This window comes from Ignavibacteria bacterium, assembly GCA_013177855.1.
Taxonomy (GTDB): domain Bacteria; phylum Bacteroidota; class Ignavibacteria; order Ch128b; family Ch128b; genus Ch128b.
Genome location: JABLYA010000001.1, coordinates 203,911 through 216,880, shown reverse-complemented (window position 1 = coordinate 216,880; position 12,970 = coordinate 203,911). Strand labels below are relative to the sequence as shown.

The following is a 12,970-nucleotide window of genomic DNA, read 5'->3' as shown; positions in this document are numbered from 1 at the left end:
CTCCTCCCTCGTTTTTTTTACAAATATAGAATTTGATTTAGAATTTTATAAACCTTTCTTATTCCCTGTCAAGAGTTTTCAATTTAAAGAGCTGATATTTATTTGCCTTCTTGGTGAATTCTTTAATTAATTTATCTGTCAATTCAGATTTAGAAAGAGAACGAAATAATTTTCCATCTTCTGCGAGCGAAACAGAACCACTTTCTTCGGAAACAATTAAACTAATCACATCGGCTTGTTCAGTAATACCAATTCCAGCTTTATGTCTCATACCCAGTTGAAATCCATCAATAATATTTTGTGAACTAAGTGGCAATGTACATCGAGCTGCCTCAATTATATTATTTCTAACTATCACAGCACCATCGTGTAAAGGAGATCTTGGATTAAAGATTGAGATTAAAAGAGGTTTAGAAAGTTTTGCACCAATGGGAATTCCTGTTTCAATTACACCTCTTAAACCAGTTGTTCTACTGATCACAATTAAAGCTCCCCATTGTTTATCTGATAATTCATATAATGTATCAACAATCTCTTTAATTATTTGATCAGTTTCTTTCTGGAAGAAGTAACCAAATATTTTATAACGGCTTAAGAGTAAAAGTAACCTTCTTAACTCAGGCTGAAATAAAATAACAAAAATTATTACCCAAATATCTGTTACTAATTTTAGTAAGTAACTCATTAATTTTAGATTGAGAGCTTTAGCTGTAAATGAGAGTAAAAGCAAAATCACAAGACCAAGAAAAATCTGAGAAGCAATTGTGCCTCTCATATTCTTATATATGATGTAGAAAATATAGGCTACTAAAAGAATATCCAATAAGTCGAACAAAGTTAAATGGATAAAATCAAGTTTTAATATATCTATCATTGTAATGTAACTTCAGGACTAATGATTGCTTCAATTATTTTTTTTGTTTCGATTGCTTCTTTGACATCGTGAACTCGTATGATGTTTGCAGCTTTTATTAAAGAAACTGAATTGGATGCAATTGTTCCTGTTAAACGCTCTTCAGGTTTTTGATTTAAGTATTTGCCAATAAAAGATTTTCTGCTTAAACCAACCAGAATTGGATAACCTAAAAATTTAAATTCTTCAAGCCGATTAAGAATTTCATAATTATCATACAATCTTTTACCAAAGCCAATGCCGGGATCAATAAAAATCTTTTTGATGCCTGATGCTTCTGCTTTCTTAATTGATTGACTTAATTCATCAAAAATTTCGGCAGTTGTATCGTAATAAAAAGGATTTTCCTGCATCGTTTTTGGCGTCCCACGAATATGCATTAAAACAACAGATGAATTGTATTTTGCACAAACATCGGGAAGATGTTCGTCAAACTTAAAACCGCTGATATCATTTATTATTTGAACTCCGGCTTTCAAACATTCTTCAGCAACTAAACTTTTATATGTATCGACTGACACAATCATTCCTTTTGAAAGAGCATATTCAACTGCGGGTAATACCCTTTTTAATTCTTCATTAACATCTATTGGCTCGGAACCAGGACGAGTTGACTCCCCGCCAATATCAATGATATCCACCTGCAAATCACAAAGCTGATCAATTCTTTCTTTGATATGTGAAAGTGAAAAATATTTTCCGCCATCAAAAAATGAGTCTTCGGTTACATTTAAGATACCCATTACATATTTGTTCTTAGAATTAAAAACTCTTTCTCCAATTCTATATTCAAACCGCTCAGTGTTTTGATAATTACTTAAAAGCTTTAAGACGTAATTAGCAACTGGTTCTTCAACAATTTTTAATTCATCTGCGAAAGTTTTAATAAAATTCAGATCGCCAAGAAGGATCAGCTTATCATTTAAAATGATAGAAACTTTTTCGAATAAAGTATTTTTGAAGAAATAATGGACTTTGTCGAAGAGTTTCTGATTCTCTTTTTTAATAAATGTCAGAGCAAAAATTGGATACAAAAAATTTTCGGCGAGTTTATTCTCGCCGAAAATTCTCTTAAATGAGTTATAATTAATAAAATACCTTATTCTAACTTCCATAATTAATCAACTTCAAGTTCGCTTAATTTCGAATATTTTATCTTTCCTTCTTTGATTGTTACCAATACATTGAAATTTTTATCCATTACAACAATATCAGCATCCATTCCTGCAGCAAGAATTCCTTTTTGTCTCTGAATACCAAGAACTTTTGCACCATTTAGAGAAGCCATTCTTACCGCATCTGTTAATGGAATTTGAACTTTTTCATACATTACTTTAACAGCTTCTTCCATTGTCAAAGTACTTCCGGCTAAAGTACCATCTTCAAGATAAGCTTTTTTATCTTTCATATAGACTTTTTGATCAGCAAATTCATATTCACCATCGGGCATACCAGCAGCACGTATTGCATCTGTAATCAAAATAATTCCGCGTGCACCTTTTAATTTATAAATTAATTTCATTACCACTGGATGCACATGAATACCATCTGCGATCAATTCAATTTTTAATTCATCTCTTAGAAAAGCTCCTGTTACAACTCCAGGTTCACGATGATGTAATGGTTTCATTGCATTAAAGATATGAGTTACGTGCGAAGCACCATTATCAATAGCGACTTCAATTACATCATAATCAGCTTCAGAATGACCTATCGATAGAACAATTCTATCCTGAGCGGCGTGACGCATAATTTCAATTGCACCTGGAAGCTCGGGTGCGATGGTCATAATTTTAATGTAACCACGAGCAGCATCTCTTAAACTAAACCAACTATTAAGTTCAGGTTTCCAGAGATATTCCTCATTCATTGCGCCCTTTAATTTCGGATTGATGTAAGGTCCTTCCATATGAATGCCGAAGATGTTTGTTTCATCATTATTCTCGATATAATGAGCAATTCGTCTCATATCGTTAATTAATTGATTAAAGGGCTTGCTGTATAATCCAGCAAGTAAAGTTGTAGTTCCATGCTGAAAATGAAAATTACTTATCACTTCAATTGCCTCTTCATCTTCGTCGGCAAAACCTTTTCCAGCTCCGCCGTGACAGAGTAGATCGACAAATCCTGGTGTAATTATTAATTCAGAAGCATCTATTAGTTTGGTTCCTGCCGGAATATCGACATCTTCCGATTTGCCCAGCTCATAAATTTTTTTTCCTTCAATAACAATCGATGCAGGTTCAATACATCTAAATGGTGTGACTACTTTTGCTCCAGCAAAAGCTATTTTCATTTCAAACTCCTTTTCCATTAATTTTTTGCGATAAGATGTTTAAGTTTTAATGTTTTTTGAATAGGATCAGGATCTTTAAAAATTGCTGCCCCAGCAACTATCACATCTGCACCAGCATCAAGGACTTGCTCAACATTATCAATATCAATTCCACCGTCAACTTCAATTAAAAAATTAAAATTATTTTTCTCTTTGATTTCACGTAAAGCATTAATCTTTTTTAATGAATTTTTTATAAAAGTTTGTCCACCAAAACCGGGATTAACAGACATTACAAGAACCAGCTCAACCTCATCTAATACATTCTCAATTGATTGAACTGGTGTAGCTGGATTAATTGAAACCCCTGCTTTAATTCCAGTGCTTTTAATTTTCATAATTGTTCTATGTAAATGCACAACTGCTTCCTGATGAACAGTCAGAATGTCCGAGCCAGCTTCTACAAATTTTTCAATATAATTGTCTGGATTGTAAATCATCAAATGTGTATCGAGCGGCAAAGAGGTTAATCTATTAATTGCTTCTGTAATAATCGGCCCAAATGTCAAGTTTGGAACAAAATTACCATCCATTATGTCGAGATGAACCCAATCAGCTTTACCCATTTCAAGAACACGAATAGTAGATTTCAAATCTGTAAAATCACTTGAAAGAATAGAAGGAGAAAGTAAAGCCATTTATTCAATAATCTCCTTTCCTGTCAATTTCTCTCGAACAACTATTAAATCAATTTGAGTACCTGCCTCTACAAAAGAACCGCTTGATGGATATTGATAAATTACTGTATTCGGCAGATAATCTAATGAAGGTTGATAAACAATCTTGCCGACTTTCAAATTTTTAGATTCAATGATCTGCTTTGCTTCAGTCAGACTTCTACCTACTAAAAGTGGAACTTCGATATCTCCAATGCTGCTGACGCTACTGACCCATAGGTCAATCGCTGTCCCTTTTTCAACTTCTTCGTTTGGCGGAATTGATTGAGCCGAAATCAGACCTTTTGGAATTTCTGTCAAAGTATCTTCAAGAATTTCACCGATTGTTAATCCTGCTCTATTTAAGAGAATAGTAGCTTCTTCTACTCCTTTGTGTCTTACATCAGGGACTGTGACCTTAATATTTCCACCGCTTACAATTAAATAAATTCTTCTGCCCAATTTAACTGTTTTTTTAGCGGTTGGTCTTTGCAGGATTACTGTTCCCTTTGGAAATTTTGTATCAAATCTTTCTCCGCCATTGACTGGTTCAAGACCGGCATTTTTTAAAATTTCTTGCGCAGCTTCGAATGTCAATCCAACAACATTTGGAACTGACACCTCATCACCCTTAACATAGAAGGGCATAATTACTTTATCGAACAGAAGAATTATTCCAAGAAAAAGTAGAAAATAAATAATCAGTTTTTTGATATTCATCTCTTTGTTAATAAAATTCACACAAAAATAAAGAAGGTAAATTAATTATTGAAATGTTAGAAGTAGATGCAAATATTTTTATGACAATAAAAATCTATAATCTAATGAGTTAGCAATATACCTTTTAAATATTTCTTTATTCAAATCTAACATAAAACAAGGTGCTTTGAAGATTTCAATAAAGCAAATTGATCGTCACTTGATATATTTCAAATCCTGCTTTATTATAGGCTGTTGATTGAATAAGTTTCAAAAAATTTAGTTACAGGAGGATATTAAGAAAAATTTTTATTGCATTTCGAATTTACTTTCGTTCTATGAATTCTTTCTGAATTTTATAAAAAGTAGCCATTAAACTTTAGTAAAAACGATCTAATTCTATTTCTCAATTTCGCTCATTTGACTAACTTTGAAAAAATTAACAAGAGTAAAATGAAGGAGAAAATGATGAACCTCAAAGCAATTCAACAGGAGCTCAGAAAGGCAAATCTTGATGGTTGGTTATTTTATGATTTCCATAATCGTGACCCGCTTGCTTATAAAATCTTAGGACTTGAAAATAAACACACCACTCGCAGGTGGTTCTATTTTATTCCTGCCAAAGGTGAACCAAAAAAATTAGTTTCTGCTGTCGAATCAACAAAACTTGATTCATTACCCGGCAAAAAGTTTGTCTACCTACCTTATGAAGAACAACATAAGCTTCTGAAGAAAATTTTAGGTTCATCAAAAAAAATTGCAATGCAATATTCTCCTAAAAATAATATCCCCTATGTTTCACTTGTTGATGCAGGCACAATTGAATTGATAAAAAGTTTTGGAATTAAAGTAGTTTCTTCTGCTGATCTGATTTCAATATTCGAAGCTTTAATTGATGATAATGGTTACAGGCTTCACAAAGAAGCTCAACGAGATATTGATGAAATCAGAAAACTTGCTTTTCAGAAAATTAGAGAAGCAATCAACTCAGGGCAGAAACTTACTGAATATGAACTTCAACAATTCATTATGGAAAAATTTAGAGAAAAAAATCTTTATACTAATGCGGAACCTATCGTAGGAATAAATGATCATCCAGCTGATCCTCACTTTGAACCAAAGCCTGATGGATATTACTTCAAAGAGGGTGATACAGTTTTAATAGATCTCTGGGCAAAGAAAAATGTAGAAGGTGGAATTTATTATGACATAACCTGGGTTGGATATGTGGGACAAAATCCACCAGAAAAGTATGTAAGAATTTTTGAAGTTGCAAAGAATGCACGGGATGCTGCAATTAAATTTATTCAGGAAAGTCTGAGTAAAAAGAAAAAAATTTATGGCTGGCAGGTTGATGATGTTTGTCGAAATGTTATTAAAAAAGCAGGTTTAGGAAAATATTTTATCCACAGAACAGGACACTCAATTGGAGAAGAAACTCACGGGAATGGACCAAACATTGACAATCTCGAAACGAAAGATGAAAGAGAATTGATGCCGGGATGTCTGTTTTCGATTGAACCAGGAATTTATTTGCCAGGTGAGATGGCTGTAAGAACAGAAGTCAATGTCTTCATTCATAAAAATTATACCGCAGAAGTAACTGGTGAAATTCAAACAGATTTAGTTCTCATCTGAAATAAATTTGAGGTAAACAGTGGAACTAAAACAAAAAATTCTGAAAACTATAAACGGCTTCCAGCATTCTTTCTGGGTTGCCAATATAATGGAACTTTTTGAAAGAGTTGCTTATTACGGTCAGGCAACCATTTTAAGTGTTTTTCTTCGTGATCATATGAAATTTGATGAAGTAACTGCAGGAACGCTTTCTTCAACCTTTGGAGGATTGATTTACTTCCTTCCAATTTTTGCTGGAGCGCTTGCAGATAAATTTGGTTTCAGAAAATCATTCTCAATTGCTTTTTCTGTCTTAGCTATTGGTTATTTTTTGATTGGCTCAACTGGAATGACGGCATTTAATTCAATTTATTCCGATGTTGATAAATTCTGGTTATTGATGTTGATTTTAATTTTCACTGCTATTGGTGGTTCATTTATTAAACCGAGTGTTCTCGGAACAATTGCTTTAACTTCGTCAGAAGAAACGAAATCGCTTGGTTATGCAATTTATTACTGGCTTGTAAATATTGGTGCCGCTCTGGGACCAGCTATTGCTTTTTTAGTTAGAGATAAATTTGGAATTGAGTTTGTTTATGTTGTATCTGCGGCAAGTTGTCTTCTAATGTTCATTTCAACTCAAATCTTTTATCGTGAACCTGAAAAAAAATTAGCCGAAAAAGCACCGAGCTTGGTTCAGATAATTAAAAATCTTTTGCTTGTTTTAAGGAATTTGAGATTTATGATTTTCCTTCTGATCTTCTCACTTTTCTGGATAATGTTCTGGCAGATTTTTGTTATTGTTCCTTATTTCATTGTTGATCATATAGATAAAAATGCACCGTTTGAGATAATTGAATCAATGGGTGCCTGGTCAATTATTTTCTTGCAATTGATTGTCAATCGTTTAACTAAAAATATTCCAACCATTCAAGCAATAATTTCAGGATTTTTCTTTTCAAGTTTCTCGTGGATTGTGATGTTAATTTATCCTTCAATTCCCACATTCATCGCAGGAATTGTTGTGTTCTCAATTGGTGAGATGACGCAGGCTCCAAGATATTATGAATACATTGCCGATCTCGCTCCCAAAGGTCAGGAAGCACTTTTTCAGGGATTCGCATTTCTGCCGATTTCAATTGGCTGGTTAGTCGGAGGCACTTTTGGAGGTTGGCTTTATAAAACTTTTGGAAAAGTTGATGAAACACATTCAACGCTCTTTTTGATTTTATTCGGAATTGGAATGATTGCAACTGCTTTGATGTATTTATATCATTTGTGGGTTAAAAGATCATTAAAAAATGTTTGATAATTATTTTTTTCTGCGAAGAATTGCAAAAGAATTAGAAAATAGCTTAAAAGGTTTTGAATTCTTTAGATCAGTAAGCCAGTCAAAGAATGAACTTGTGACTGGCTTTTTTTCTGAAAATGAAGAACAATTTTTAGTTTTTACATTTCAAAAACTACCGCCTTTTATTTATCTGCGAAATAATTTTCAATTCGCTAAAAAAAATTTCGTTGATTTTTTTAAGCCACTTCAAGATAAAATACTGAAGGAAGTTACAATTGACGAATTTGAAAGGAACATAAGGTTCGATTTCGAAAATTTGAATCTCATATTTCTTTTTCGCGGTCACCATTCAAATACAGTATTAGTCGATGCGAACTCTAATTTGATTTTAGATAGTTTCAAGAGGAGAGAAGAATTAATTAATCTAAAGTTTGAAGATGTTTATCCCAGGTCAGAACTTGATATTTCTTATTTTAAGAGTGAAGAAAGCTTCAACTCACTTTTTGTAGAAAGTAATTCAGATAACAAAAAGTATCTGAGAATACTCGGAAATGTTCTGGTTGAAGAATTAAAGTTTAGAAAAAATCAAAGTGATAAAAGCTACTTTCAGATCTTTAATGAATTGCTTTCTGAAATTTATAATTCTCCCCTGCTTATTTATGAAGATGGAACCTGTTCTTTCTGTGAATTAAAATCTAAAGGCCAATCTTTTCGAAAATCAGAAAATATTTTTACCGAACTTTCTCGTTCCTATTTCTCAATTCAGAAGGATGAAAATTTAAATTCGATCAAAGAAAAATTACTTAAGAAACTTAAAGCTGATTACGAGCACTATTTCAAAAAATTACAGGAATTAAAAATTCCAGAGAATTTTATTGATCATTCCGAAGAGTTCAGACAAAAAGGCAATTTGCTTCTGAGTTATGCAGGTGAAATCAAAAAGGGTTCAAAATTATTTCAAGTAGAATTTGAAGGGAAAAGATACACAATCAAACTTGATCCGACTTTATCTGTCTTTGAAAATGCTGAACAATATTTTCAGAAAGCTCGGGAAGAAAAATCGCGTCTGGAAGCACTTCAAAAATTAATCAACAAAACAGAAAAAGAACTCACAAGGATAAAAGATCAAATTGATGAAATTGAAAATTCAACGGATATAAAGGAATTAAAAAAATTTATGGATGAACAAAAAAATCAATCAGCAAAAGACTCGATAGAAAAACATTTCAGACATTTCAAGCTCGAAAATAAATACGATGTTTATGCTGGCAAGGATAGCAAATCAAATGATCTACTTACGACTCAATTTGCTCGAAGTGATGATTTATGGTTTCATGCTCGAGGAGCAAGTGGTTCTCATGTGATAATTAGAAGGCAAAATAAAAACGAAGAGATTCCAAAAAATATAATTCAGCAAGCTGCCTCAATTGCGGCTTACTATAGTAAAGCAAAACATTCTAAGCTTGTACCGGTCGCTTACACGGAGAAAAAATATGTTATAAAAAGAAAAGGAATGCCGCCAGGAACTGTTCAATTACAAAGAGAAAAAGTCATAATGGTTAAACCTAAATTGCCAGTCTCAGAAGAATTAAATGAGGATTAAAATGAACCTTAAAGTCAAATTCATTGAAGGCGAAAAAGTTTATCTCCGTCCAGTGGAAGAGAACGATTTACAGCTTTTCTACTTTGGCAAAAATAATCCTCAAGTGAGAGAAACTCTTTTCTTATTCTATCCAATGACTTACGAACAGGTTAGAGCTGAAATTAATTCACAAACAAGTACAAGAGAAAATTTACTTTTTACAATTGTTGAAAAAGAAAAAGACGAACCTGTTGGATTAACTTCATTCGTTAGAATTGATTATGTAAGCAGAATGGCAACTTTCTTCCTTGCGATCTGGAATCCTGCACATTGGTCAAAAGGTTTTGGAACTGAGGCAACAAAACTTATGGTCGAATATGGTTTTGATATCTTAAACTTGAATCGAATTCAACTTCATGTAGCAGTTGAAAATAAAAATGCAATCCGAGCTTATGAGAAATGTGGTTTTAAAATCGAAGGAACTTTAAGAGAAGCGATGTATCATCATAATCGTTATTGTGATTTTCATTTAATGGCGATTCTGAGATCAGAATTTTATCAAATGAAACATTAAACAATGTTGTTCGAATAAATTTCAAAAAAATGGAGAGTAAGATGAGAATTCTAACTACTTTTTTAGTATTAAACCTGTTTATAACCTTTCCATCATTTCTTTTAGCTCAGGATGAGACCAAAAAAGATACAACAATTTATATCGATCACGATTACGAAATTAATATTGATGAAGAGTTACAGGACTCATCTGACGAAGATCTTTTTGATTTCAAAGAATTTCGTTTTCGTTTCAGGAAAGAATCGCATCCTTACCTAAGAATAAATTATGGTTTCACTCGTTTCGCACATAAACAGGCAGTTCAAAATTTTCAAGATATTGGAACAATAGATTTTCAGTTGGGCTACACTCGAACATTTACAAAAAATCGAAGCTATTTAATTGGTATTAAAGATCGCTTCGTTTCAGTTTCTTTGAATAATAAAAACTATTATGAACCAGCTGTACCAAATCCAATTAAACTTTCAGGTTATCAAATCTCAATTGGAGAAAGTGAAAGTTTTGGTTATAAAGCTGGCGTGTCAAAATTTTCTTTTGGAACAGGGAGAGATTTCAACTGGACAAAAACTGAAACAACTTTTGACTGGATGCAAATAAGTCCAGACACTCTCATACTCAATCACTACCGAGATGCAATTAGATTTGGTGAAGCTTATCAATCAAATGTTACATTACAATTTTTTGACTTTGTCGGTCTTAATTTTAATTACAAAAATGGAATAATTTTCCCCAGACATATGTTCTGGAAACATCTTGGCAGTTTTGTTATTGAAGAAGCTGTACGAAGCCTGTTAGATGAATATCTTGAAAAAGTTTTTTCAATGAGACCTGCAACTGGACCAGTGATTAATTTTATTCTGCGTTCGAGCCTTTCATATCTTTTCTATGAATTGAAAAAAGAAAGAATGAATTGGCCCTTCAAGACCGTCTCCCCTCTCACTTATGATTCATATACAATTGGATTGAGATTCACTTTTTAATTGAAGTTTAAGAACTTTTTTAATCCCCGGTAAAGCTACAAAACTTTATCGGGGATTTTTTATTTTGCTTTGGTGATTCTCAGCAATGTTTTTGATTAAAACTCTTTCAATTTAAGGAGGCTTCGATGAAAAAATTTTTTCACTTCGATGAATTAAATACAAATTATAAACAAGAAATTATTGCTGGCATTACAACCTTTATCACAATGGCTTATATCATTGTGGTCAATCCTAAAATATTAGAAGCCGCTGGAATTCCTTTTGGTCCTTCTCTTGTTGCAACTGCATTAACCGCAGCCATTGGAACACTATTAATCGGAATTTATGCAAAAAGGCCATTTGCTATTGCTCCTTATATGGGCGAAAATGCATTTATCGCTTACACCGTGGTGAAAATTTTAGGCTACAGCTGGCAAACCGCTCTTGGAGCAATTTTTATTTCGGGAATTTTATTTATCATCTTAACTTTAACAAAAGTTAGAGTATGGCTCGCTAAAGCTATTCCAGAAAGTTTAAAAATTAGTTTTGCTGTTGGGATTGGATTGTTTTTAATTTTTATCGGTTTGAATGAAAGCGGTATTATTCAGCTCGGAACTCCAGGTGCACCTGTCAGAATCGGTAATGTGAGAAGTTTTGAAGTCATTCTTTCAATTTTGGGATTTTTACTAATCACAATTTTGATGATGAAAAAAATCAATGGGTCAATTTTAATTGGAATAATCGTTGTTACATTTATCTCGGTTATCTCAGGACTGATTCAGATCCCAGAAAAAATTTTCACTTTACCACCGTCACTTGAACCTACATTATTCAAGCTCGATATTGTCGGTGCATTGAGCTGGGGATTTTTCTCAGTGATTTTGACAATTTTCATTTTAGACTTTTTAGATACTTTGGGAACATTAATTGGACTTGGTTACAAAGCTGATTTAATTGACAAAGAAGGTGATTTCCCTGAAATAGAAAAGCCAATGTTATGTGATGCAATTTCAACATGTATTGCTGCACTGCTTGGAACTACTACTGCAGGTATTTACATTGAGTCAGCAGCTGGAATTCAAGCTGGAGGCAGATCTGGATTTACTGCTGTTATTGTAGCTCTTTTATTTCTCTTATCAATTTTTCTTGTTCCTCTAATTGAAATTGTACCGCCTTATGCTTATGGACCTGCTTTGATAGTAGTTGGAATCTTAATGATGTCTCCCGTTGGCAGAATAAACTTTGACGATGCGAGCGAATTCATTCCTGCAATGACCGTGATTTTCTTGATGAGTTTTTCTTTTAATATTGGAATTGGAATGACTGCAGGTTTTGTAATTTATCCGTTATTGAAAATTTTTGATGGAAAGGTCAGAGAAATAAAATCTGGTATGTGGATTTTATTTATCTTTTCCGTGTTGTTTTATATTTTCTATCCTTACTAATTATTTGAAATATTTTTTAAGTTTTTTCATTACGGCACAGGCAATTATCTGAGCTACTTCGTCAAGTGAATGTCTTTCAGTGTTGATTATTAAATCATACAAAGACGGGTCATCGATATCTTTATGGAAATAGTGTTTCACATAGTCCCGTCTTTTTTCTTCTTCCTTCTCTATAAATTTTTTTGCTTCATCTTCTGAATAATTAAAATATAATTGCACCTGTTCAATTCTTTTTTTCAAAGGTGCAATGATTCTGATATGATATGTATTTTCTAAATTCCTTGTAATAATGTTTGCTGCCCTTCCAACAATGATGCAATTTCCCATCTGGGCGAGTTGTAAAATTGTTTTTGTTGTTTTGTAAACTAGTCTTAATGGCGAAGGATGAATTCCAAAGAGTTCGTTCATCATTGAATTTAAGAATGAGTGTTTTTCTTCAGTAAGATATTCAGAAAGTTTCTCTGGAAGTTTATGATCTTCAATCACTTTTTCGATTAAGTTTTTATCAAATACTGCCCATTCAAGTTGGGGATTTTTTGAATGCGGTTTTAACAAATCAATCAGTAGCTCTGAGATTTCACCGGCAGCTGCACCAGTTTGCCGCGAGATTGTTATACATGGTCCCGCCTCAATTTTTATTTTTTTCTTCTGAAGTTCTTCCTTTTCTCTGGAGTGAGTTTCGATGTAGAGTTTTGCCTTTTCGTAAGCCCCGCTGACTAACATTTATGTTTCCTCCTCTTTCCAAAAGAAAATTAATAAAGGCTGTGAATTTATTAAAGAGATTTTCTTTTATTTAAGTGCTAATTATCAAATTAATTTCAGAAAATTTTATCATTTTAGGATTAAACTTAAATTAAATAAGAATTGTCTTAAAATTGACTAAGAAAATTAAATCTGCT

The 12,970-nt window shown here is 32.7% G+C and carries 12 protein-coding genes; 6 read left to right on the top strand and 6 right to left on the bottom strand.

The genetic code is table 11. The features are described 5' to 3' along the window. Nucleotides 1-58: 58 nt before the first annotated feature. The 5 genes from HPY57_00920 to HPY57_00900 form a co-directional block, all read right to left on the bottom strand. Nucleotides 59-874 (bottom strand): TIGR00159 family protein, encoded by an 816-nt coding sequence (locus HPY57_00920; GenBank protein NPV10341.1) that lies wholly within the window; start codon nt 872-874, stop codon nt 59-61. Continuing rightward, nucleotides 871-1,656: a dihydropteroate synthase gene (gene folP / locus HPY57_00915; GenBank protein NPV10340.1), complete on the bottom strand. Its 786-nt coding sequence runs from the start codon at nt 1,654-1,656 to the stop codon at nt 871-873. Before folP ends, HPY57_00920 begins: the two co-directional genes overlap by 4 nt. Nucleotides 1,657-2,030: 374 nt before the next feature. Further along, the gene (nagA, locus tag HPY57_00910) at nt 2,031-3,209 is read right to left on the bottom strand and encodes an N-acetylglucosamine-6-phosphate deacetylase (GenBank protein ID NPV10339.1); all 1,179 of its coding nucleotides are present in this window, start codon (nt 3,207-3,209) and stop codon (nt 2,031-2,033) included. A gap of 17 nt (nt 3,210-3,226) precedes the next feature. After that, nucleotides 3,227-3,886: a ribulose-phosphate 3-epimerase gene (locus HPY57_00905; GenBank protein ID NPV10338.1), complete on the bottom strand. Its 660-nt coding sequence runs from the start codon at nt 3,884-3,886 to the stop codon at nt 3,227-3,229. Next, nucleotides 3,887-4,624 carry a PASTA domain-containing protein gene (locus HPY57_00900; protein NPV10337.1) on the bottom strand — a complete coding sequence of 246 codons (738 nt, stop codon included), beginning with the start codon at nt 4,622-4,624 and terminating at the stop codon, nt 3,887-3,889. 447 nt (nt 4,625-5,071) lie between these two features. Here HPY57_00900 and HPY57_00895 point away from each other — a divergent pair, with 447 nt between their 5' ends. From HPY57_00895 to HPY57_00870, 6 genes are all read left to right on the top strand, one after another. Then, on the top strand, nt 5,072-6,241 hold the full coding sequence (locus tag HPY57_00895; protein NPV10336.1) for an aminopeptidase P family protein: 1,170 nt from the start codon (nt 5,072-5,074) through the stop codon (nt 6,239-6,241). A gap of 88 nt (nt 6,242-6,329) precedes the next feature. Then, nucleotides 6,330-7,529, top strand: coding sequence for an MFS transporter (locus HPY57_00890; protein NPV10335.1), 1,200 nt, complete (start codon nt 6,330-6,332; stop codon nt 7,527-7,529). Further along, nucleotides 7,522-9,114 (top strand): DUF814 domain-containing protein, encoded by a 1,593-nt coding sequence (locus HPY57_00885; GenBank protein ID NPV10334.1) that lies wholly within the window; start codon nt 7,522-7,524, stop codon nt 9,112-9,114. Before HPY57_00890 ends, HPY57_00885 begins: the two co-directional genes overlap by 8 nt. A 1-nt stretch (nt 9,115) precedes the next feature. Next, nucleotides 9,116-9,667 carry a GNAT family N-acetyltransferase gene (locus HPY57_00880; protein ID NPV10333.1) on the top strand — a complete coding sequence of 184 codons (552 nt, stop codon included), beginning with the start codon at nt 9,116-9,118 and terminating at the stop codon, nt 9,665-9,667. A gap of 41 nt (nt 9,668-9,708) precedes the next feature. Beyond that, a complete protein-coding gene (locus tag HPY57_00875) occupies nt 9,709-10,647 on the top strand; it encodes a hypothetical protein (GenBank protein ID NPV10332.1) in 939 nt (312 codons plus the stop codon). Between the two features lie 125 nt (nt 10,648-10,772). After that, nucleotides 10,773-12,071: an NCS2 family permease gene (locus HPY57_00870; protein NPV10331.1), complete on the top strand. Its 1,299-nt coding sequence runs from the start codon at nt 10,773-10,775 to the stop codon at nt 12,069-12,071. Here the strand turns inward: HPY57_00870 and HPY57_00865 are convergent, their stop codons facing one another. Further along, a complete protein-coding gene (locus HPY57_00865; protein NPV10330.1) occupies nt 12,072-12,794 on the bottom strand; it encodes a cytidylate kinase-like family protein in 723 nt (240 codons plus the stop codon). Nucleotides 12,795-12,970: the final 176 nt, after the last annotated feature.

Excerpts from the sequence above, each read along its gene's own strand:
- HPY57_00920 (NPV10341.1), bottom strand. The coding sequence starts at position 874 with ATGATAGATATATTAAAACTTGATTTTATCCATTTAACTTTGTTCGAC.
- folP (NPV10340.1), bottom strand. The coding sequence starts at position 1,656 with ATGGGTATCTTAAATGTAACCGAAGACTCATTTTTTGATGGCGGAAAA.
- nagA (NPV10339.1), bottom strand. The coding sequence starts at position 3,209 with ATGAAAATAGCTTTTGCTGGAGCAAAAGTAGTCACACCATTTAGATGT.
- HPY57_00905 (NPV10338.1), bottom strand. The coding sequence starts at position 3,886 with ATGGCTTTACTTTCTCCTTCTATTCTTTCAAGTGATTTTACAGATTTG.
- HPY57_00900 (NPV10337.1), bottom strand. The coding sequence starts at position 4,624 with ATGAATATCAAAAAACTGATTATTTATTTTCTACTTTTTCTTGGAATA.
- HPY57_00895 (NPV10336.1), top strand. The coding sequence starts at position 5,072 with ATGAACCTCAAAGCAATTCAACAGGAGCTCAGAAAGGCAAATCTTGAT.
- HPY57_00890 (NPV10335.1), top strand. The coding sequence starts at position 6,330 with ATGGAACTTTTTGAAAGAGTTGCTTATTACGGTCAGGCAACCATTTTA.
- HPY57_00885 (NPV10334.1), top strand. The coding sequence starts at position 7,522 with ATGTTTGATAATTATTTTTTTCTGCGAAGAATTGCAAAAGAATTAGAA.
- HPY57_00880 (NPV10333.1), top strand. The coding sequence starts at position 9,116 with ATGAACCTTAAAGTCAAATTCATTGAAGGCGAAAAAGTTTATCTCCGT.
- HPY57_00875 (NPV10332.1), top strand. The coding sequence starts at position 9,709 with ATGAGAATTCTAACTACTTTTTTAGTATTAAACCTGTTTATAACCTTT.
- HPY57_00870 (NPV10331.1), top strand. The coding sequence starts at position 10,773 with ATGAAAAAATTTTTTCACTTCGATGAATTAAATACAAATTATAAACAA.
- HPY57_00865 (NPV10330.1), bottom strand. The coding sequence starts at position 12,794 with ATGTTAGTCAGCGGGGCTTACGAAAAGGCAAAACTCTACATCGAAACT.